This window comes from Arthrobacter sp. R4-81, assembly GCF_054792365.1.
Map to the genome: position 1 here is coordinate 4243616 of NZ_CP096445.1, position 22239 is coordinate 4265854.

At 61.0% G+C, this 22239-nt stretch carries 18 protein-coding genes; 13 read left to right on the forward strand and 5 right to left on the reverse strand.

Features of this window, described 5'->3' with window-relative positions:
- Position 1 precedes the first annotated feature (1 nt).
- The 5 genes from M1E05_RS19635 to M1E05_RS19655 form a co-directional block, all read right to left on the reverse strand.
- On the reverse strand, positions 2–1093 hold the full coding sequence (locus M1E05_RS19635) for an alpha/beta hydrolase (RefSeq protein ID WP_461163959.1): 1092 nt from the start codon (positions 1091–1093) through the stop codon (positions 2–4).
- A 131-nt stretch (positions 1094–1224) separates the two neighbouring features.
- On the reverse strand, positions 1225–2745 hold the full coding sequence (gene araA / locus M1E05_RS19640) for an L-arabinose isomerase (RefSeq protein ID WP_461163960.1): 1521 nt from the start codon (positions 2743–2745) through the stop codon (positions 1225–1227).
- A 24-nt stretch (positions 2746–2769) separates the two neighbouring features.
- The gene (locus M1E05_RS19645; protein WP_458112926.1) at positions 2770–3465 is read right to left on the reverse strand and encodes an L-ribulose-5-phosphate 4-epimerase; all 696 of its coding nucleotides are present in this window, start codon (positions 3463–3465) and stop codon (positions 2770–2772) included.
- Positions 3462–5237 carry a ribulokinase gene (gene araB / locus M1E05_RS19650; protein WP_461163961.1) on the reverse strand — a complete coding sequence of 592 codons (1776 nt, stop codon included), beginning with the start codon at positions 5235–5237 and terminating at the stop codon, positions 3462–3464. Before araB ends, M1E05_RS19645 begins: the two co-directional genes overlap by 4 nt.
- A gap of 159 nt (positions 5238–5396) precedes the next feature.
- A complete protein-coding gene (locus M1E05_RS19655) occupies positions 5397–7895 on the reverse strand; it encodes an alpha-L-arabinofuranosidase C-terminal domain-containing protein (RefSeq protein ID WP_461163962.1) in 2499 nt (832 codons plus the stop codon).
- Positions 7896–8233: 338 nt separating this feature from the next.
- Here M1E05_RS19655 and M1E05_RS19660 point away from each other — a divergent pair, with 338 nt between their 5' ends.
- From M1E05_RS19660 to M1E05_RS19720, 13 genes are all read left to right on the forward strand, one after another.
- On the forward strand, positions 8234–9214 hold the full coding sequence (locus tag M1E05_RS19660) for an ABC transporter substrate-binding protein (RefSeq protein WP_458112923.1): 981 nt from the start codon (positions 8234–8236) through the stop codon (positions 9212–9214).
- Positions 9215–9315: 101 nt separating this feature from the next.
- Positions 9316–10842 carry a sugar ABC transporter ATP-binding protein gene (locus M1E05_RS19665; protein WP_461163963.1) on the forward strand — a complete coding sequence of 509 codons (1527 nt, stop codon included), beginning with the start codon at positions 9316–9318 and terminating at the stop codon, positions 10840–10842.
- Entirely contained in the window at positions 10839–11870 is a 1032-nt protein-coding gene (locus M1E05_RS19670; RefSeq protein ID WP_461163964.1) for an ABC transporter permease, read from the forward strand. The genes M1E05_RS19665 and M1E05_RS19670 overlap by 4 nt, the downstream gene beginning before the upstream one ends.
- Positions 11870–12886 (forward strand): galactofuranose ABC transporter, permease protein YjfF, encoded by a 1017-nt coding sequence (gene yjfF, locus M1E05_RS19675; protein WP_458112920.1) that lies wholly within the window; start codon positions 11870–11872, stop codon positions 12884–12886. The genes M1E05_RS19670 and yjfF overlap by 1 nt, the downstream gene beginning before the upstream one ends.
- Before the next feature lie 106 nt (positions 12887–12992).
- Positions 12993–13145 carry a hypothetical protein gene (locus M1E05_RS19680; RefSeq protein ID WP_461163965.1) on the forward strand — a complete coding sequence of 51 codons (153 nt, stop codon included), beginning with the start codon at positions 12993–12995 and terminating at the stop codon, positions 13143–13145.
- Positions 13146–13183: 38 nt separating this feature from the next.
- On the forward strand, positions 13184–14449 hold the full coding sequence (locus M1E05_RS19685) for a family 43 glycosylhydrolase (RefSeq protein ID WP_461163966.1): 1266 nt from the start codon (positions 13184–13186) through the stop codon (positions 14447–14449).
- 309 nt (positions 14450–14758) lie between these two features.
- Entirely contained in the window at positions 14759–15778 is a 1020-nt protein-coding gene (locus M1E05_RS19690; protein WP_461163967.1) for an SIS domain-containing protein, read from the forward strand.
- Between the two features lie 87 nt (positions 15779–15865).
- Positions 15866–16744, forward strand: a complete 879-nt coding sequence (locus tag M1E05_RS19695) for a PfkB family carbohydrate kinase (RefSeq protein WP_461163968.1) — start codon at positions 15866–15868, stop codon at positions 16742–16744.
- 61 nt (positions 16745–16805) lie between these two features.
- Entirely contained in the window at positions 16806–17903 is a 1098-nt protein-coding gene (locus M1E05_RS19700; protein ID WP_458112916.1) for a LacI family DNA-binding transcriptional regulator, read from the forward strand.
- A gap of 242 nt (positions 17904–18145) precedes the next feature.
- Positions 18146–19462, forward strand: a complete 1317-nt coding sequence (locus M1E05_RS19705; protein ID WP_458112915.1) for an ABC transporter substrate-binding protein — start codon at positions 18146–18148, stop codon at positions 19460–19462.
- A gap of 11 nt (positions 19463–19473) precedes the next feature.
- Entirely contained in the window at positions 19474–20445 is a 972-nt protein-coding gene (locus M1E05_RS19710; protein WP_458112914.1) for a carbohydrate ABC transporter permease, read from the forward strand.
- On the forward strand, positions 20439–21275 hold the full coding sequence (locus M1E05_RS19715) for a carbohydrate ABC transporter permease (RefSeq protein ID WP_461163969.1): 837 nt from the start codon (positions 20439–20441) through the stop codon (positions 21273–21275). The genes M1E05_RS19710 and M1E05_RS19715 overlap by 7 nt, the downstream gene beginning before the upstream one ends.
- Before the next feature lie 111 nt (positions 21276–21386).
- The gene (locus M1E05_RS19720) at positions 21387–22169 is read left to right on the forward strand and encodes a sugar phosphate isomerase/epimerase family protein (RefSeq protein ID WP_461163970.1); all 783 of its coding nucleotides are present in this window, start codon (positions 21387–21389) and stop codon (positions 22167–22169) included.
- The last annotated feature ends 70 nt before the right edge of the window (positions 22170–22239 follow it).

The window sequence follows — 22239 nt, forward strand, 5'->3', positions numbered from 1 at the left end:
CCTAAGGTCGGGTGTGCTTGGCCAGGAAATCGAACGTCTGGTCCCGCGCATCCTGGGCGGCTTTGTAGTCCAGGTGGAACTGGTACTCATGCGGAAGCGCCGGTTCGTGGTCGGCAGGAAAGAACAGCTCTGTCACTGGCACCCCTGCAGATTTCAGCCGGTTGCTGTAGGGGATGGATTGAAGCCATGTCAGGCCATCCCCGTTCCCGCCGCTGATGAACGTGGGTGGGAAATCGCCGGTGACGAACTCCACCGTTGACATGGTGCTGCCCGCATAGGTGTCAGACCAGTCCTTGGTACCCGTGTACCCCCAGAGCGATATTTTGAAGCCCCAGGCCGCAATTCCGTTGAGATCCGCCATGGCCTGAAGATCATAAACACCGCAGTGCAGGATGGTGGCGGCCAGCTGCTTCTTGTCCAGTGCGGGTTCGATCCCAAGCAGGTTGGCATAGGCGGGATTGACGGTAAGCGTGGTGAGCTGGCTGGCCAGTTGCGCACCGGCGGAATCCCCCGCGAGCACAATCTTGTTCGGATCCACCTTGAGTTCGGCAGCGTGCTCCGTGATGTACCCGAGTGCCCTGTTGAGGTCCTCCACCGCAGCAGGGTAGGTGGTTTCCGGGGCTATCGGATAGTCGAGGCTGATGGTGGTGTATCCCTTGGCGGCAAGGATCCGAAGATAGGGCTCCACATCGGTTTTGTTTCCTGAGATCCACGCTCCGCCATGGATCCAGACGACGGCGGGCAACGGTCCGGCGGCGCTCTCGGGAGTAAACGCGTCCAGGGTGCCGCCGTCCATATAGGCAACATCCCTGCTTTCTGCCATCGGAGTGTCAGGAACGTAGGGAAGCATCTCTTCGATGGTGGACTTCGCTCCGCCCTCGAACACGCTGCGGATAAGGAGTGCGGACGGCCAAGGAGTGATGGACAGCGCAATCAGTGCCACGAGGACCACCACTATGACGACGTCAAGAATTTGGAACTTTCTCCGCCTGACCTTTGGGTCCTTGGCGCTCTTCTGCTCGAAATCAGCCAACGGAGCGTCCACCACATTTCGGCGCTCAGTGGTGACGGCAGTCGGTTCTAAAGGTCCCATTGCACGCTCTCCCCCAGTCAGGCGTTCAGGATCAGTTCAGAGCTTCAGGATAGGGCAGGCGACCCGACTTAAGCAGGAGCGAGGCGTGGCAGATATCCGCCACGCCCCGCTCCAGGGAGGTAAGAGTGCTGCTAGAGCCCACCGGCCAGCTTGTAGTAGGCGGCGTTCCAGTTCAGTTCTTTCTTAAACTGTTTGATGGTGGTGTTTTCATCGATGGTCAGCAGTTCCGTCTGGGCAATCTCGGCGAAGTCCTCGAACACATCCATCCCGACGGCGGTGGAAAGCACCGTATGGTGCGCCGCTCCGGCAGTGAGCCAGGCCGCGGCAGACGTGGCGAAGTCCGGCTTGGGCGACCACAGCGCCCGGGCAACCGGGAGGTTGGGCAGGGGCTGGTCGAGGTCCACGACGTCCACGGCGTTGGCAACCAGCCGGAAACGATCGCGCATGTCGGACAGGGCCACCACAACTCCGGGGCCGGCGTCGGTGTCAAAGACCATCCGAACGGGGTCTTCCTTGCCGCCGATACCCAACGGGTGGATCTCGACGCGCGGCTTGGTGGCGGTCAGCGACGGGCAGACCTCGAGCATGTGTGCCCCGAGGATCTTTTCCTGTCCCGGCGTGAGGTGGTATGTGTAGTCCTCCATGAGCGAGGCACCGCCGGGCAGCCCCGCACCCATGACCTTGGCCGCGCGGACCAGGATGGCTGTCTTCCAGTCACCCTCGGCACCAAAACCGTAACCGTCGGCCATAAGCCGCTGCACAGCCATGCCCGGGAGCTGCCGAAGCTCGCCGAGGTCCTCGAAGGAGGTGGTGAACGCGGCCGAACCATTGGCTTCCAGAAAGCTGCGCAGGCCGAGCTCGATCCGTGCGCTGTAGCGCAGCGACTCGTGCCGGGCGCCACCGGCCTTCAGCTCCTCAGCCACCTCATAGAGGTCCTCATACTCGGCGACGAGCTTGTCGACGTCGGAGTCCGCGGCACCGTGCACTGCGTGGGCGAGTTCGTTCACGGACCAGGTGTTGACCGAAACACCGAACCGGAGTTCGGCTTCGGTCTTGTCGCCCTCGGTGACCGCGACGTTGCGCATATTGTCACCAAAGCGGGTCAGTTTCAGGGCGCGGACGGCGGCCCACCCGGCGGAGGCCCGCTGCCAGACGCCGACCTGGCGCGTGACCTCGGGGTTGGACACGTGGCCCACAACAGTCTTGCGCGGGATGCCGAGACGGGACTGGATGTAGCCGAATTCGCGGTCGCCGTGGGCGGCCTGATTCAGGTTCATGAAGTCAAAGTCGATGTCCGCCCAGGGCAGCTCGACGTTGGCCTGGGTGTGCAGGTGCAGAAGCGGTTTGCGGAGCAGGTCCAGGCCCTGGATCCACATCTTGGCTGGCGAGAACGTGTGCATCCAGGCGGTGACGCCGATGACCTGATCGGCGGAGTTGGCTTCCAGCGCGGTGCGCCGGATGGCGTCCGAGTCGGTCAGGACGGGCTTCCAGACCACCTTGACCGGAACGGAGGATGAGGCGTTGAGCTGGTTGGCGATCTCCTGCGACTGCGCTGCGACCTGCTTCAGAACGTCCTCGCCGTAAAGGTGCTGGCTGCCGGTCAGGAACCAGACTTCATACTGCTCGAGCGAGGTGTTGTTGGCGTTGTTCATGATGTCTCCTGAAAAAGTGGGGGCCTACTGGCCGTAAACGTTCTGGTAGCGGGCGTAGAGGGATTCGATGGCTGCTTCATCGATGGGCAGCGGTTCGCCCAGCTGCCGGGAAATATGGACGGTGCGTGCCACTTCTTCGCACATGACAGCCGCTTTGACGGCGGATTTGGCGTCCTTGCCGATGGTGAAAGGCCCGTGGTTCTGCATGAGGACCGCCGGGGAATGGGAGTCCTTGAGGGTGTCCACAATGCCTTGGCCGATGGAATCGTCACCGATGAGAGCGAACGGTCCCACGGGGATGGAACCACCGAACTCGTCACTCATCATCGTCAGGACGCAGGGGATTGCCTCACCCCGCGCGGCCCAGGCCGTGGCGTAGGTGGAGTGGGTGTGCACCACGCCCCCTACTTCGGGCATGTGCCGGTAGACGTATGCATGCGCGGCAGTGTCCGACGACGGCGCGAGGGCCGGGTTGCCCCACTCGCCTTCCGCCGGGTCACCGTTCACGGGGGCCCCAAACAGATCCGTGACCACCATGGATTCGGGGGTCAGATCATCGTAGGAGACACCGGAGGGTTTGATGACCATCAGGTCATGGCCCGGGACTCGCGCCGAAACGTTGCCTGCGGTCCACACCACCAGTTCATACCGGGTCAGCTCCGCATGCAGGGCACAGACCTCGGCGCGGAGCCGGCCGATAGTTTCCAGGAGGGTACTCATGCGTTCACCTTCTCATCCCGCTCGGCTGCGTCGGATTCGCTTGCTTCAGTGGAGGGACCGCCCAGGCCGGGTTTGGCTGCCCGCTGGATTGCCTTGAGCCGGTGCATCACGTCGTTTGCGCCGCGGCCGAAGTAGTCGTGCAGGGTGCGGTATTCCTGGAACAGGGCTTCGTAGGCCGCCACGTTCTCGGGGATGGGCACATAGACTTCTCCGGGCTCGGACCCCATGGCGGCCGCTGCCTCCCGGATGTCCGGATAAGCGCCGGCTGCCACAGCGGCGTGGATGGCCGATCCAAGGGCAGGTCCCTGGGTGGAACCGATGGTGGAGAGCTGCAGCCCGGTGGCATCCGCATAGATCTGCATCAGGAGCTTGTTCTTCAGCAGCCCGCCGGCCACGATGAATTCCTTGACCGGAACTCCTGAATCGCGGAACGCATCCACGATGGTGCGGGTGCCAAAGGCCGTAGCCTCCAACAGGGCACGGTACGTGTCCTCCGGCTTGGTGGCAAGGGTCTGGCCAACCACCACGCCCGAGAGTTCGTGGTCCACCAGCACCGAGCGGTTACCGCTGTGCCAGTCCAGGGCAATAAGGCCGTGCTCGCCGATGGCCTGGCGGGAGGCCAGTTCGGTCAGGTACTCATGGATGCCCAGACCCGCGGCGGCTGCTGCCTCATGGTACGCCGGGGGAACACCGTTCTTGGTGAACCAGCCGAAGATATCGCCCACGCCGGACTGGCCCGCCTCATAGCCCCAAAGGCCGTCGACGATCCCGCCGTCCACCACGCCGCACATGCCCGGAACCTCATGCAGCTCCGTTCCGTTCATGACATGGCAGGTGGAGGTTCCCATGATGGCCACCAGCTGGCCGGACTCAACGGCCTTCGCGGCCGGTGCCGTCACGTGCGCGTCAACGTTTCCGACGGCGACGGCGATGCCCTCCGGCAATCCGGTCCACGCCGCAACCTCGGCAGTGAGGTAGCCGGCGGCGTCGCCGAGGCGGCCGATGGTGTGCTCGAGTTTGTCGCTGACGAAGGTCTCGAAAGCAGGGTTCAACGCGGTAAGGAAGTCCGCGGAGGGGTAGCGGCCGTCCTGGTAGATGCCCTTGTAGCCGGCGGTGCAGGCGTTGCGGACATAGTTCCCGCTCAGCTGCCACACAATCCAGTCGGCTGCTTCTACCCAGTGATCCATTGCTTCATATGCCTGCGGATCCTCTTCCAGAAGCTGCAGGCCCTTTGCGAATTCCCACTCTGAGGAAATGAGGCCGCCGTAACGGGGCAGCCAGCTTTCACCCAGTTCAGCGGCGAGGGTGTTGATGCGGTCGGCCTGGGGTTGGGCGGCGTGGTGGCGCCAGAGTTTTACGTAGGCGTGCGGGCGGTTGGCGAACTCGGGCAGTTCGTTCAGCGGGGTGCCGTCAGCCTTGACGGGGACCATGGTGCAAGCCGTGAAGTCGGTGGCGATACCGATGACTGCGGCGGGATCGATTCCGGCGTCGGCAATAGCGGCGGGAACTGCGTTGCGGAGCACATCGCGGTAGTCATTCGGGACCTGAAGGGCCCAGTCAGCGGGAAGCCGCACGCCGCCGTCGCCCGCCACATCGGCAGGCAGCGCCTCCGTGACCACAGCATGCGGGTAATCAAATACACCACTGCCCAGTTCCTTGCCATCGGCAACGCGGACGACCACGGCGCGGCCGGAGAGCGTGCCGTAGTCAACGCCGATGACGTATTGCTCAGCCACGGAACCGTGGGGAGCGGGAGAGTTTTCGTTCTGCATATCTGCCTCCAGGGAAGAGGCAACGACCTCTTTTGCCTTCGTTGGAAATTGATGGTTAGTACCAATTGTGAACGCTAACACGGGCAACGTCAAGACGCTGATACCGCTTACGCAAAGGTGATACCCAGCCGTCGGAACCGGCTGGGTATCACCTGGGCCTTACTTGGCTTTTTGTCCGTCAGCTGGCGCAAGCCGGATGAATGTCACGGATTTCGGTTGGAAGTTGTATGTGAAATCAGTGCCTGATCCTGTGAACACACTGGTTGCCGGAACCAGGTTTTGGCCATCACTCGTAGTGGTCAAGGTGGTCACCGCTGCGCTGGAGCTGATATTTGCCGTTCCGGCGACTTTGATGTCGACGGCGGCAGCCTCACCCGAGGTGTTGACCACCTTGACGATTGTGTCCCCCGTTTCGGCATCCTTGGTGGCGACGGAGTAGATGGGATCCACGGGAGTCTCATCGATCGTTCCCCAGAGGACATCGTCGAGGTACAGCTTGGCCGTCGGTCCGGTGACTTCAATCCGGATGTCGTACTGGCGGCCGGTCTCAATGGTGGTGCCCGTCTCGATCAGGGTGCTCTTTGCCCCGTTGACAGCCTTCTCCACCACGGATTTGCTGTTGTTCCAGCCGCCGAGGTTCCACCAGTAGTAGTTTCCGGTGTCCTTCACTCCGAAAGCGATGAGGAATCCTTCGGCGCCGGCCGTCTTGGTGGCCTTGGTGTTGAGCGTGTAATTGCTCCACGCCGGGTTTCCAGCGGTGACCATGGTGTTCAGTGCTGTGGTGCTCGACTGGACGTAAGCGCCGTCCTGGACTGACCAGCTTCCCACACCGTTGCCTGTCCACGCCGAGGCGGTGCCGGAGAAGTCGTCAGCAAACAGCTGGCTGCCGTCCGCGCCGGTGACCGTAACGTCGTCGTACTTTGCCGCGGTGGCCCATGTAGAAAGCCCGATCTGCCCGGTGATGGGTGCCGCCAGGCTTGGCGGGTTGTTCTGGGAACTGGGCACAACGTTGCTTCCGACGTTGTTCATAAAGAGCTTTTGCACTTCGAAGTTGGGCGTGGTCCTGATGGAGGTGCCGTTGAAGAATATGAGGTCCGGACTCCATTGGACGTTGGCCTCATTGGCAATCAACGGGGCGTAGGACGCCATCCTGACAACGTCGGCGTTCCGTTCGAGGCCGGTCATGAAGGACGCCTCGGCCAACGCGTTCTCAGGCTTGTTGGCCAGTGACGCGAACTCGCCCAGGAAGACCTTGTAGCTGTCACGGTCGTAGGAGTCGTAGCGGTGGTTGTTGGTCAGGAACCAGTCGGGCGAGTTGTAGTAGTGCTCGTCGACGAAGTCGACCTTACGGTCGGCGTTGAACTTGGAGAGGTCATCGAAGTTGGCGCCTTGATCGTCCGGGCCCGTGTTGCCAATGACCTTGATATCGGGATACGCGGCCTCAACGGCATCCTGGAACTGGGTGAAGTACGCCTTGAACTCAGGCTTGTACTCCTCATTGCCCAGGCTGATGCGGTCCAGGTTGTAGGGGGCCGGGTGGCCGTAGGCAATGCGCTTGGCACCCCATTCGGTACTGGCGTCTCCATTCGCGAATTCGATCAGGTCCAGGGTGTCCTGGATGTACTTGTCCAGGGTTGCCTGGTCAGGTACGGCACGGTTGTCGCCGCAACCCGTGACACCCACAGGCACCACCGGAACGGGGACGGCCTTGAGGTCCTCAGCCCACTGGAAATACTCCATGTAGCCGAGCCCGTAGGTCTGGTTGTAGCCCCAAAAGTTCCTGTTGGCGGGACGCTGCTCAACAGGACCAATGGTTTCCTTCCACTGGTAAGTGCGGGACCGGGTGTAGTTGGGCGCAGAGCAGGAGTCGTAACTGCCGGTGTTGACGATGCAGCCACCGGGAAACCGCAGGAACCCCGGGTTGAGCTCAGCAATCTTTTCGGCCAGATCCTTACGCAGCCCATGGCCGTTCCAGGTCTCCTGGGGCATCAGCGAAATCATGTCCAGCCGTACCGTGCCGGTTCCTTGGACAACGGTGGAAAGCCGTCCCGACGCCGTCGTGGACTTAGGCGAAAGGGTCACGTTGTATTTTTTCCAGGCATCGCCCCTGACCTTGATGCTGGTGAGGTCGAGCCGGGCGCCTTCCGGAGTTTCCAGTGCGACGGCGAGGGTGGAACCGGCCGGATTGGAGGTTCTGGCCCACACGGAGTACTCGTACTTCTGGCGGGCCTCCAGCCGGTGCCCGCCATTCCAACCGCTGTTACGGACCCCGACGCCGGCACCTGCGCCCGCGGCTGCGGTAGCCGCCTCGACCAACAGGTAGTTCCGGTTGTTCTCATTGAGGCGATAGTCATCGTTCTGGACAGTGGCCGTACCGGCGCTTCCCCGCTGGAGGACCTCCCAGGCACTGAGTGGGGTATAGGCGCGATTGTCCGTTGAATTGAATTCGAAGGACCTGTTCTGCACGAGTTCGGCGTAAATGCCCCCGTCCGCACCCTGGTTGATGTCCTCATAGAAGGCCCCGTACATTGTTGGAGCTATGTCAGGACCCGCTTGGTCTGCATGGACTGTAATGGTGCGATTAGTGGTTTCAGCGTGGGCGCCAGGCGCCGGTGCGAGAGTGAGGGTGGCTGCCGCGAGCGATCCCGCAAGGGCCATGGTGCAAGCCCTCTTTACGGGACTCGGACGAACTGTGCTTTGCATCGGAGGTGAGAGCCCTTTCTCCATTGAATGGTTTGCCGTCCGGCATCCATGTGAACGCTAACAAGGCGGAGGCTGTTGAAAGTATTGTTCAGGCTCCGGTCAAAAGTAAAGGGGGCCTCCGGCTACCTGGCCGCCCGCCTGCGTCATAAACCGGCAGTGTCCCAATTGTGATCTTCACTACTTGACGCACCTTGTTGTTAGCGTTCACACTGGCTGGCAGAGCAAGCAGCTCACAGCAATGGCGGTGTTGGGGTCTCCCGCCTGCATGTAACTAACGCTTCCGGGAGGATGTTGTGTTTAAGAAATCTCTAGTAGCCGTTTTGGCCGCGTCAGCTATTGCCCTTACTGCCTGCGGAGGTGGCGGCCAGGCCGCTTCGAGCACCGGAGGCGCTGAGAAGAAGATCGTGATGGGCTTCGCCCAGGTCGGCGCGGAAAGCGGCTGGCGCAGCGCCAACACCAAGTCCGTTCAGGAATCCGCCAAGGAAGCCGGCATCGACCTGAAGTTCTCCGACGCCCAGCAGAAGCAGGAAAACCAGATCAAGGCGATCCGCTCCTACATCCAGCAGAAGGTCGACGTCATCGCCTTCTCCCCCGTGGTTGAATCCGGCTGGGACACCGTCCTGAAGGAAGCCAAGGACGCGAAGATCCCCGTGATCCTCACGGACCGCGCCGTGGACTCGGCCGACAAGTCCCTGTACAAGACCTTCCTGGGCTCGGACTTCGTCCTCGAAGGCAAGAAGGCCGGCGAGTGGCTCGTTGCTGAGTCCAAGGCTGCCACAGACACCGTGAACATCGTCGAAATCCAGGGCACCACCGGTTCCGCCCCGGCAAACGACCGCAAGGAAGGCTTCGAAGAGGCCATCAAGGCGGACCCGAAGCTGAAGATCATCGCCTCCCAGAGCGGTGACTTCACCCGCAGCGGCGGCAAGCAGGTCATGGAGGCGTTCCTGAAGAACAACCCCGACATCGACGTCGTCTTCGCCCACAACGACGACGAAGGCCTCGGCGCGATCGAAGCCATCGAAGCCGCCGGCAAGGTCCCGGGCAAGGACATCAAGATCATCACCATCGACGCCGTCAAGGACGGCATGACCGCCCTGAGCCAGGGCAAGATCAACTACATCGTCGAGTGCAGCCCCCTGCTGGGCACCCAGCTCATGGACCTCGCCAAGAAGGTCCTCGCCGGCGAAACAGTCCCCGAGCGCGTCGTCACCGAAGAAACCACCTTCACCCAGGAACAGGCCATCAAGGCCCTGCCTACCCGTCAGTACTGAGCCCCCGCTCACCTGATCGTCCGTGCGGCGGCAGTACATGACACTGCCGCCGCACGGATCAATCCGCCACCGCACGGATCAACACAGAAAAGATACATAGGATGAACGAACTCGTTCCGGTCGTCGAGATGACCGACATTGCCATCGGATTCCCGGGGGTCAAGGCCCTTGACGACGTAAGCTTCCGTCTCTTCCAAGGCGAAGTACACGCCCTCATGGGCGAAAACGGGGCGGGCAAATCCACCCTTATTAAGGCGCTGACAGGCGTCTACACCATCGATTCTGGCCGCATCACTGTCCTCGGCCAGCAAGAACACTTCTCCACTCCCGCGGAATCCCAGGCGGCCGGCGTCAGCACCGTCTATCAGGAAGTTAATCTCTGCACCAACCTCACCGTCGAAGAGAACGTGATGCTGGGCCGCGAGCCCCGGCGTCGCGGATCGATCGACTGGCGGGCAGTGCGGGCGCGGACCCGGGAGGTCCTTGCCCAGTTGCACCTGGAGCACGTGGAACCCGGTTCCCTGCTTTCAGAACATTCCATCGCCGTCCAGCAACTGATAGCGATCGCCCGCTCCGTGGAAGTCAACGCGAAGGTCCTGATCCTGGACGAGCCGACGTCGAGCCTTGACGCGGACGAAGTGAACCAGCTCTTCCGCGTGATCCGTGACCTGCGCGACCGCGGGGTTGCCATCCTGTTCGTATCGCACTTCCTGGAGCAGGTGTACGAGCTCTCGGACCGCATGACCGTCCTGCGCAACGGCAAGCTCGTGGGTGAGTACATGACCCGCGACCTTTCCCGTATGAACCTCATTTCGAAGATGATCGGCAAGGACCTTGAGGTCCTCGAGGAACTCGACCAGGCTTCCACCCGATCCCAGGCCAGGCTGGCAGCTACTGCCCAGCCCTTCATGGAAACCGCCGGGCTCGGAAGAAAAGGCTCGGTCTCCAACGTAAACCTCTCCATCTACCCGGGCGAGGTTGTGGGACTGGCCGGGCTGCTCGGAGCAGGGCGCACGGAAACTGCCCGGCTGCTCTTCGGCGCTGACAAGGCCGACGAAGGCTCCCTCAAGATCAAGGGGCAGCCGCTGAAAATGCGCAGCCCCCGCACCGCTATCGACCACGGCATTGGTTTCTGCTCGGAAGACCGAAAAGAGGAAGGCCTGATCGGCGACCTCACAGTCCGGGACAACCTTGTGCTCGCGATGCAGGCCACCAAAGGCTGGGCCCGCCGGATCCCCCGCCGCGTACAGGACGAACTTGTTGCCGAATTCATCCAGGCCCTCGACATCCGTCCGGCAAACCCCGAGGCCCTGATCCGCAATCTCAGTGGTGGCAACCAGCAGAAAGTCCTGCTTGCGCGCTGGATGGTGACGTCCCCGGATCTGCTGATCCTGGACGAACCGACCCGCGGCATCGACATCGGCGCAAAGACCCAGATCCAGAAGCTGGTCAACCGGTTGGCGTCCGAGGGGATGTCCATCCTGTTTATCTCCTCTGAACTTGAGGAAGTGCTCCGGCTCAGCGACCGCATCGCCATCATCAAGGACCGTGCCATGGTCGCGGACATTAGTAACGACGACGTTTCCGTCGAGGACGTCCTGACAGTCATCGCCGGAGGCGCACAATGAAATCAATTCTGAAAAATCGGCTGGCCTGGCCAGTCATAGCCCTGGTCGCCCTGCTGGCAGTAAACCAGATCTTCCGTGCAGACTTCCTCAGCCTCCGTATGCAGGACGGCCACCTCTACGGGAGCCTCATCGACATCATGCGCAACGGCGCTCCCACCATCCTCATCGCGCTCGGCATGACGTTGGTCATTGCTTCACGTGGCATCGACCTTTCCGTCGGCGCAGTGGTGGCGATCGCCGGCGCCGCTTCATGTGCCTACATTGCGGCTTCTCCTGAACCCGCTTCACCGGTAACTGCAGCCATGGCTGTGCTCATTGCTGTTGTGGCCGGCCTCGTCCTTGGAGTTTGGAACGGCTTCCTGGTCTCGACTATCGGAATCCAGCCCATCATTGCCACGCTGGTGCTCATGACCGCCGGGCGCGGCATCGCCCAGCTCATCACGGACGGACAGATCGTTTCCGTGACCAACGACAGCTACAAGGCTATCGGCGCAGGCTACCTCTTCACCCTCCCCATCTCGATCCTCATCACCGCCGTCGTGTTCGTCCTGGCCGCTGTCCTGACCCGCAGGACCGCTCTGGGCACGCTGATCGAGGCAGTGGGAATCAACCCGGTTGCCAGCCGGCTGGCAGGCCTCCGCGCCCGCAACATCATCTGGATCGTCTACATTTTCAGCGCATTCTGTGCAGCCATCGCCGGACTCATGATCAGTTCCAATGTCACTGCAGCGGATGCCAACAACGCCGGCCTCTACATCGAGATGGACGCGATTCTCGCCGTCGTCATCGGCGGCACCTCCCTTGCCGGCGGCCGCTACAGCCTCGTGGGAACAGTGGTGGGAGCATTCATCATCCAGACCCTCACCACCACCGTTTACACCCTTGGCATTCCGCCGGAGGTCACTCTGGTGTTCAAAGCCCTGGTGGTCCTCACCGTCTGCCTGTTGCAGGCGCCCAAGGCCCGGAACCTCCTGAGGAACCTCAAGCCCGCAAGCCCGCTCCGCACTAAGGAAAAGGTCGCAGTCTAATGTCTCCCCTCTCCACAGTGGCCCCGCCCACCGTCAAAAAAACCTCGTCCGTCGGGAGCCGCCTCCGTGGCGGCGCCCGCTACGCCCCCACCCTCGCTACCCTTGTCCTCTTCATCCTGATGTTTGTTGTCGGCGCCGGAATGTACCCGAGCTTCCTGTCCGGCCAGGTCCTGCTGAACCTCTTCATCGACAACACGTTCCTGATCGTGCTTGCCGTCGGCATGACCTTCGTTATCCTCACCGGCGGAATTGACCTCTCCGTGGGCGCCGTCGTCGCGCTTTCCATGATGGTTACAGCCACCATGCTTCAGAACGGCTGGAACCCCGCGATAGTGATCCTCGCCGTGCTGGTGATCGGAGGAGGACTGGGCCTGCTCATGGGCATGGTCATCCAGTATTTCGACATCCAGCCCTTCATCGTGACCCTGGCAGGCATGTTCCTGGCGCGCGGGCTTTGCTACGTGATCAGCCTGGAATCAATTCCCGTCACGGATCCCTTCTTCACCGAAATGGCCCAAGCCAGAATCCCGCTCTCGGAGGAACTGTTCATCTCTCCCGGCGTATTGATCGCTCTCGTCGTCGTCGGGCTCGCGTTCTTCATCCTGCACCACACGCGCTTCGGCCGGACCGTCTATGCCATTGGCGGCAACGAGAACTCCGCCATGCTCATGGGCCTCGCAGTCAAGAGCACCAAGATCCTCGTTTACTGCGTCAGCGGCCTTTGCTCTGCCGTAGCCGGAATTCTGTTCTCCTTCTACAGCCTTTCCGGGTACAGCCTGGCGGCACAAGGCATGGAGCTGGATGCCATCGCTGCCGTCGTCATCGGCGGAACCCTGCTGACCGGCGGTGTGGGCTACGTGCTGGGTTCGGTGGTGGGTGTCCTCGTTCTGGGCATCGTCCAGACCTTCATTGCCTACGACGGAACGCTCAGCTCCTGGTGGACCAAGATCGTCATTGGCGGATTGCTCCTGGTCTTCATCCTGCTGCAGAGGCTCTTCACAAGACGAACAGCCTAGATAGGACAGCTTTACAGCCTCACCTCCTGAACTCACGTGTGACTTGGGCCCTGCTTTCTGCGGGGCCCAAGCCATGCCAAGGCACAAACGAAAGGACACCTCTGCAATGACTGCTTTGCCTCCATCCTCCTTTTCCCGCCGTTCCTTCCTGGGTACCGGATCAGCCGCAGCTGCCAGCCTGCTCCTCGCCGGAGGCACAACGGCCGATGGCCTGTTCCACGGCCCTCCGCCCATGCCGCCACCGGACCACAACCGGTGATCAACCCCATCGTCAATCAGCGTGCTGACCCATGGCTCATGAAACATACGGACAACAGGTACTACTTCACCGGATCAGTTCCCGAGTATGACCGCATCATCATCCGGTCCTCCTCCACCATCTCCGGACTTGGCAGCGCCTCCGAGGCAGTGGTCTGGAAGAGGCCGCCCTCGGGAACCATGGGCGGCCATATCTGGGCTCCTGAACTGCATCACTTCGACGGCAAATGGCATATCTACTTCGCGGCCGGTGACAGCACCGACGTGTTCCGCGTACGGATTTACGTGATCTCGACGGACTCGGCAGATCCGGCCACCGCAGTCTGGGAACCGCCTGTCCGCGTCTTCACCCATGCCGACACCTTCTCCCTGGATGCCACCACCTTCGAACACGCCGGTACACGATACCTGGTGTGGGCCCAGGCGGATGCCGGGGTGAACTCCAGCCTCTTCATCTCCAGCATGGGCTCGCCTTCTACGCTTTCAAGCACGCCCGTCCGCATCGCCGTGCCCACGTTGGACTGGGAGACCCGGGGCTTCCGTGTTAACGAAGGCGCAGCCGTCATCAAACGGAACGGCAGGATCTTCCTGACCTTCTCCGCCAGCGCCACCGATGCCAACTATTGCATCGGCCTTCTGACCGCGGACGAGGACGCAGATCTGCTTGATGCGGCGTCGTGGATCAAAACGCCGACGCCGGTATTCACCACCTCCGATGCGACCAAGCAGTACGGGCCCGGCCACAATTCGTTCACTGTGGACGAGTCAGGCAATGATGTAATCGTCTACCACGCCAGGTCCTACCGGGCCATTACGGGTGACCCCTTGTATGATCCCAACCGGCATGCCCGGGTGCAGCGGCTGCACTGGAACGCCGACGGCTCGCCCCAGTTCGGCGTACCTGTCGGCGATGGCCCGCTGCCGTCCCGGTGGCAATCAGCCGAAGCTCCTGAGCTGTACCTTGCCCATGACGGAACCACCGTCACAGCCTCCGCAACACCATCCCTGGCTGCCTCCCAGTTCCGGATTCTCCCGGGTTATGCGAAGAAGAACTCCGTCCTGATTGAACCCGTCCTGACCAAGGGACGCTGCCTGAGGATCGAGGGTGGGAGCCTTGTCATTGCATCCGCCCCCGGCGCCTCCTCCGCCTTTATTCAGCAGAAGGGCTTGTCGGATAGCGCGGGTTTCTCTTTCGAATCAGTGGACATCCCGGGTTCCTACCTGTGCCTTAACCAAGGTGTCCTGACGGTGTCGAAGGTCGGCAGCAGCCAAAGGGCAGCCGCCACCTTCAAGCTGACGTCCTGACCCGCTGACCCCGCCGCGGTCCCAGGTTACCAAGCGGCGCAGGTGATCCGGGAGGTTCCCACTTCCCGGATCACCGCTGTGGCTATCCATCCGTGTGACGCACCCATACCCTCTGCGGCCTAGTTGACCATCAAACGCTCCGGCAAGCAGAGCGTTGCTACGACCATCCGACTTTGCCCCAAATCTGAGGGCATCGGCTTGCCACTTCGTGGCCCCTCATCTTCAACCCATTGACGCACGTCGCATCCCGTGAAACGATGTGGGCAGTTGTGATACCGGTACCAACCAGTATCGGTGCCGACTCCCAAGATGACGAAAGGACCACCTGTGCTTGGTTTCAAAGAAGAGGAATTCCTCACGCAAACTCGTAGCGCCCTGGCTTTGCAAGGCCAGATCGAGCAACTTGCAGACGCCCTCCAGGAACGCGGGTTTGAGAACCTGTTCCTCATCGGCGCCGGGGGGACCTACGCTGCAATGCTGCCCTACGAGCACCTGATTCGCTCCAGGTCCACCCTGCCGGTGCGTGCGGCCATCGGAAAGGAGCTCATGCTAACGCAGGACCCGGCCTTCGGTCCTGGCTCAGTTGCGGTGTTCGCCTCGGTTTCGGGCACCACAGAGGACGTTATTGAAGCCATTGATTATGCCAGGGCTCGCGGTGCTTACACGATCGGATTCACTGGATTCGGTGACAGCCCATTCGCCAAGGCCCTCGACGTGGCCCTGATAACGGAACCGAAGACCTGGCCGTTCGACATTCCAATGTTGCTGCTCTCCACCCGGCTCCTCTCGGCACGCGGAGAGTTTGAGGGCTATGAGGAGTTCGCCAGCGAGCTCCAGAGCATCCCCGAGCTCCTGGTTGAAGTTGCACGACAGGCTGAACCCTCCGCTGAGAGTTTTGCCGAGAGGAACAAGGACGCCGACTACCACTTCCTGGTGGGAGCGGGAAACCTTTGGGGCTTCACCTACCTCTACTCCATGTGCATCCTGGAAGAGATGCAATGGCTGCGCACCACACGGGTGCATGGGGCCGAGTTCTTCCACGGCTCGCTTGAACTCATCGAAGAAGACACCAGCCTGCTCCTGTTCCTTGGGGAAGATGAGAGCCGGCCACTCATGGAGCGCGTGGTCAAATTCGCGGAGAATTACAGCAAGAACACCACACTGCTGGACACCAAAGACTATGCGCTTCCGGGAATCAGCCCGCGCTTCCGCGGCTTGCTCGCCCCGCTGGTTCTGGACACAGTCACGGAACGCATCAGTAAACACCTCGAGCGAGTCCGTAACCATTCCCTTGAACTCCGCCGGTATTACCGCGTCGTCGAGTACTGAGTAATCACCCGCCGCCGCCAACAGCCTGCGGGCATCCCTGCCGCGGGCCCTCTCCTTCCGGGCCCGCGGCGTCGAGACAGGAACACCATGAAAGTAGTGGGCTTCGGTGACAACATCGTCGACCGTTTCGTTGACCGGCAGGTCATGTACCCGGGCGGAAACTGCGCAAACTTCGCCGTCTTTGCCCGCAGGCTCGGAGTGCCATCCGCATATATGGGTGTCTTCGGATCCGATGCGCTGGGGGACTTTGTGCGTGCCGCCCTGGTTGACTGCGGGGTCGAGCTGGATCGCTGCATTGTGCGCGAGGGCCTGAACGGCGTCACGGACATCAGGGCGGTGAATGGTGACCGTGTTTTCCTGGGGTGGAACGACGGCGGGGTCACCCTTAGTCATCCATTCGTTCTGTCGCCGGACGACCTGCGCTATTTGGCTACCGTCGACCTCGTGCACTCCAGCGTCTATTCGGCCTCAGAATCACAACTACCGCAGCTGAGCAGGGCGGGGACCCTGATCTCCTTTGACTACTCGTCCGAACCCGAGCACCGCACCGACGCCTACTTCGCTCAGACCGCTCCCTTTATCGACCTTGCCCTGTTGTCACTCGGCGATTTGCCGGATCAGGACGCCACAGACGAACTCCTTCGCGTTTCCGCCGCCGGAGCTTGCCTGGCACTAGGAACCCGCGGCAATAAGGGGGCCCTTTTCTATGACGGTGCCAAGTTCTACCTTCAAAAGGCCGCCCCCACTGAACCGGACCGGTTTGTCGACACCATGGGCTGCGGGGATGCTTTCCTCACCGGACTTACCGTCAGTCTGCTCCGTGAGGGGTGGAACCGCCGCAACCAACCTCGGGAACCAGCACTGCGCCGGGCGCTGGCACTGGCAGCTGAAGTAGCGGCCGAGCAGTGTTATGCCGAGGGCGCCTTCGGATACGGGCGTGCGGTCGGCGCACCAACTAGGATCTGATACAGGCAGTTCAGCAAATGGGAACGTACGCAACGTTCCAACCGCAGAAGGGGTACATCGGATGTCGTCGGAACGTCAGCACCATACGGCTGCTCCGACCATCTCCGAAGTGGCGGCCGCGGCCGGGGTGGGTAGGGCAACCGTCGCCCGCACCCTTGGCAACTACGGCTCCGTTAGCGACGCCACCCGCGCGCGGGTGATGCTTGCAGCAGAGCGGCTGGGTTATCGGCCCAACACCTTGGCTCGCAGCATGACCACGGGTATTACCAAGACCCTCGGCATCGTCCTGGCCGACGTCGGCAACCCTTTCTTTTCCGGCGTGCTTCGGGGCATTTCAGAAACCGCCAAGCGCAGCGGGTACGACGCCATCATTCTCAGCACGGATGAAAAACTTGCCCTTGAGCGTGATGCCATTGACGTACTTATCGCAAAACAGGTAGACGGACTTGTCGTCGCCTCCGCGGCAGGACGAGGCGACGACGTTACTCACCTTTCGGCCGCGATCCAGCGAGGGATTCCCATGGTTTTGATCGACCGCCTCGTTGACAAACTGGATGCCGACTCCGTGGTGATCGATAACCGTGAGGCGGCCCGTTCCGCCGTAGAGTCACTAATCAGAAACGGTCACCGGCGTATTGCTTTTGCTTGGGGTCCGGCAACCTTGAGCCCGGCGACGGATCTGGAGCACATGCACCGGATCCTCGACGGATCCTTGTGGAGCGACGGCGAACGCCTCCGGGGATATCTCGACGCCCTCCAGGATGCGGGGATTCCATTCGACACCGCCTTGGTGACCCACGTCCTGAAGAATCAAGAGCAGGCCGCCCGCGCAATGACGGGAATGCTGGCCCTCGCCGATCCGCCCACCGCGGTCTTTACGACTGAGACTGAAGCAACTCTAGGCACGCTTCAAGCCATACGGGCGCGTAATCTGCGGATGCCCAAAGACATCTCCCTGATCGGATTCGACGACAGCGCCTGGGCTGCTGTCATGGAACCGCCTTTGACCACTATCGAACAACCGATGCGCCGCTTGGGGGCACTGGCTGCGGAACAGCTGCTTCTGCGCATCGACGGCGAGTCGTCTTCCCTCGAACGGCATGTGCTGCCCTCACGGCTCATCTCGCGGGCCTCTGATGGGCCTGCCCCCGCACGCTAACCGCGGCTTGCCTGTCTGTAACACCTCCCGGCTCGCAGGACCGGTCCATCAAGCAGACCGACTTTTTAGGACTGGCCTCTTCCCCCAATTCATCATGTGTGATTCACTGTGGTACCGGTATCACGGTGCACCACAAACGAAGTAGTGGTCCGCTGTCACCACAGATCCAATGAGGGGTCCACTCGTTCCCTCAATCTCTTGGGGCGGCTTCCGCTTCAGGACCCTAGCGAAAGTAGGAACGAATGCGTAAGAGCACCCACGTTAGGACAGCCCTTTTCGCGGGCGCGGCTCTGGTCCTGTCCGGTTGCGGAGATTCGCCGGCTTCAGCGCCGCTGGACCTAAGCAAGGAACCGGAATATTCGGGCACCCTGAGCATCCTCACCAAATTTGGCGGAGACCCCCTCGAGCCTTACTTCGAGGAGGTGTCCGCGGAGTACAGGAAGCTGCACCCGGACGTGTCTTTCGAACTGATCCAAGAGACCGATCAGAGCATCAAGGACAAGACCAAGACCCTGACCGCATCCCAGGCCTTACCAGACATCTACTTCACCTGGGCCGGAAACTGGGCAAACAATTTCATCGACGGAGGCTTGGCCGCCGACCTGACCGAAGTAATCGCACCAGGCACGGAATGGGGAGACACCTTCGGTGAGTCGGCGCTGAAAGCGTTTGAAAAGGACAACAAGTACTTTGCCGTTCCTCTCTACAACAACGGCAAATTCATGGGCTATAACGAAAAGATTTTCAGCAAATTGAGCCTGACACCGCCGTCGACCTTCGAGGAACTCATTTCATCCTGTTCCGTCCTCAAGGACGCAGGCTACGAGCCCATCTCGTTCGGAAACAAGGATGGCTGGCCGGGACTGCACTACCTGCAGCAGTTGTTCGCCTACGAGGTTCCCGCGGACGTGCTGGAAGCCGACTTCCATCCACAGACAGCCAAGCTTGAGGACAAGGGTTACATAACGGCCATGGAACAGTTCACCACCCTGGTAAATGAGTGCACTGGAAGCGGCAAGGACTCCAACGGCGTGCTGTACACCACAGCTCAGCAGGCGCTGGCCGAGGGCAAGGCGGGCATGTATTACCAGGAAATCCTGGAGTTCGACACCACGGCCTCTGAAGAATCGCAGTTGAAGAAGGACGGTCTGGGGATTTTCAAGCTTCCCGCGGCAAAAGGCGCCAAGGGAGATACCAAGGCCATTGAAGGTTCCCCTGAGGGCTACATCATCAATGCAAAGTCCAAGAACGCTGCCCTCGCTGCGGACTTCATGAAATTCGCCACGAGCACCGAAAATGCCATGAAGTTGTCCTCTCCCCCCTACGGTCAGCCGAGTGCAGTGAAGGGAGCCGTTTCGGAACAGAACTCCAGCCGCCCGGTCATCGCCGGCATCAAGCAGGTCAATGACGCCTCGGATGCCATCATCTGGCTTGACTCAGTCACGGTTCCCGACGTCGCCGACGCTTGGCTCGCGGGAGGAGAAGCGCTGGTCACCGGGGCTCAAACCCCCGAGCAGGTCCTCGCTTCCGTCCAATCTGCCTCCACCGCAGCCAAGTAGCGGGCGGTGCGATGACAGTCTCCAATACTGCCCGGAGGCCGGTATCGCCGGCCTCCCGGCCGGGACCGAACAGGCTTCCTGCCCGGCAACCGGTAAGGAAAGTACTTCCACGGCGGTGGCGCGGCGTCATGTGGGTGCTTCCCGCCGTCGTGCTCCTGTGCGTCTTCGCGTACCTGCCGCTTGTGCAGAACCTGGCTTTCAGTACGCTGAAGTGGGACATCTACAGCGGCCGCCAAACCTTTGTCGGGGCAGACAACTACGTGAAGATGCTCAACGATCCGATCTTCTGGAAGTCACTCCTCAACAACACTATCTATGCCGCGATCTCGATCGTCTTCCAGGTGTTTGGAGCCCTCATTCTTGCGGCGATGATTGAAGGACTGCGCAGCCCACGTATGCGGGGCATCCTCAGGGCGGTTTATTTTGTACCCTCGGCTGTATCCCTCACCGTCGCAGGACTGCTTTTCTACTTCATCTACGAGCCACAAATGGGCATCCTGAACGCCGCGCTCACAAACCTGGGCCTGGGAAACTTCACTCAGGCCTGGCTCGGCCAGGAAAACACTGCGATCTACGGGATCATCGCCATGAGCCAGTGGCAAGGGTTTGGATACTGCACCTTGCTGTTCGCCGTGGCACTGCAGCGGATCCCGACTCAGCTGTATGAGGCAGCTTCGATCGATGGCGTCGGCCCGATCCAGCGCTTCTTCTCCATTTCGCTGCCCCTCGTCCGCGAAATGAGCAGCCTGATGATGATCGTTACCGTCTCAGGGTCTTTCCAGGTATTCAACGAAGTCATGGTGATGACCACCGGCGGCCCGAACAATTCAAGCCAAGTCCTGGGCACCTGGTTGTACCGGAGTGGCTTTGTCCGCAACGACTTTGGCTATGCAGCAGCGATAGCCACGGCTCTATTTGTTATCACGCTTGTGCTCGCTGTACTTCAGCTCCATTTGTCCAAACGCAGGAGGGTGGAATGGTAACCCGCACGTCTCTACTTCTGATTCTCGGCCGGGTGTTTGTCCGGGCTTTTCTCCTGGCCTTGGCAGTAGTCGTCATCTACCCCTTGCTGTGGATGCTGCTGAACGGGGTGAAGTCCAATGCGGAGCTGTTCGGAAACCCGTTCGCCCTACCCGTGGCCTGGCGGTGGGAAAACTATGTGACGGCCTGGAACCGGGGAGTGGGTGACTATCTCACCACCAGCGTGCTGGTAACCGTGGCCTCCACTATCGCAACTGTATTCATTAGCGCGTGGGCGGCCTACGGACTGACGAAGGTAAACATTCCATTCAGCCGTACGGTGCTCATCCTTATTCTCGCCGGGCTGATGCTCGCTCCAACCGTGGCGCTCATTCCACTGGTGAAGATGTTCCAGGCTATGGGGCTCTACAACAGCTTTTGGGCGCTTCTCATCCTCTACACGGCCTTCCGCGTTCCGTTCACCACCTTCCTGATCCGGGCCTACATGATGGACCTGCCGGCGGAGGTTGACGAGGCAGCGGCCGTGGATGGAGCGTCCAAGTGTCGGGCTTTCTGGCAGATTATCCTCCCCATGTGCCGGCCCATCATTGTTTCCACCGTGCTGCTGAACATCCTTTTCACTTGGAACGAGTACCTCTTCGCGATGATCTTCACCAGCGGCGGGGCACTGCAAACCCTTCCGGTGGGGCTTACCAACCTCATGTCCAAGCATGGAACGGATTACCCGGTGGTATTTGCAGGGATGGTCATTGCCGCCGCTCCCGTGATCCTGCTCTTCTTCGTGGGACAGCGCTATTTCATCCGCGGGCTGGCCGACGGAGTGGGCAAATAGGACCGTTCGCGAGAAGAAGAAAGGCAAGGCATGCAAGGCATCAGTCGAGCACAGATTTCGGGCTCAAACTTTTCCTATCAGCACCATACTCTTGAACGTTGCCTGGATGACATGGTCCAGCTGGACCTGCAGAAAATAGAGCTATGGTGCGTAGCCCCGCACCTTCATGTTCCAGACGCAGGTCCGTCCCAGGTTGGCGCCCTGCGACGGAAACTTCGTGAGCGCGGGCTCTCCCTCGTCTGTTTAACGCCGGAGCAAGTGGCTTATCCGGTGAATATCGCTTCCGGTGGCTCACGGCTGCGGAAGAACAGTGTGCAACTATTCCTGCGCGCCGCTGAAATCTGCAGCGAGCTTGAGTCGCCGCTGCTTTTCCTGACCAGCGGCCGCGGCTATGAAGACGAAGACCGGATGGTTGCATGGGGGCGGTCCGTCGAAAGCCTGCAACGAATCACCGCACGAGCATCCTCCTTGGGAGTGGACTGTGTGCTGGAGCCCCTGCAACGCACCGAATCAAACCTGGTTACTACAGTGGCGGAGCTGCATCAGATGATCAGCGACGTTGGGTCCCCTCGATTGGGGGGAGTGCTCGATACTGTCGCAATGGCAGTTGCCGGAGATGAGGTGAACGACTACACAGCGCTGCTCGACGGCCGGTTACGTCATGTGCATCTGGTGGACGGTAAGCCTGCCGGCCATCTGGCGTGGGGAGATGGCAGTTTGGATCTACCAGGCGTCCTGCGCCATCTGGGGCTCCACGGCTATGCAGACTCGATGACATTCGAGCTTTTCGGTGACGGCAGCTATGGCCTGGACCCACTCGCGGCTTTGACTCGCTGCCTGGATGCTTTCGACGAGGCGGCAGCTGTCGGATTCCCCGCGCGAACTGGCAGGTGACTCCCTCAGATTCGAGGAGATTGAGGGCGTCTGCTCCCGGTTGGCCTGGATTCGCGCGGGTGGTTCGGGC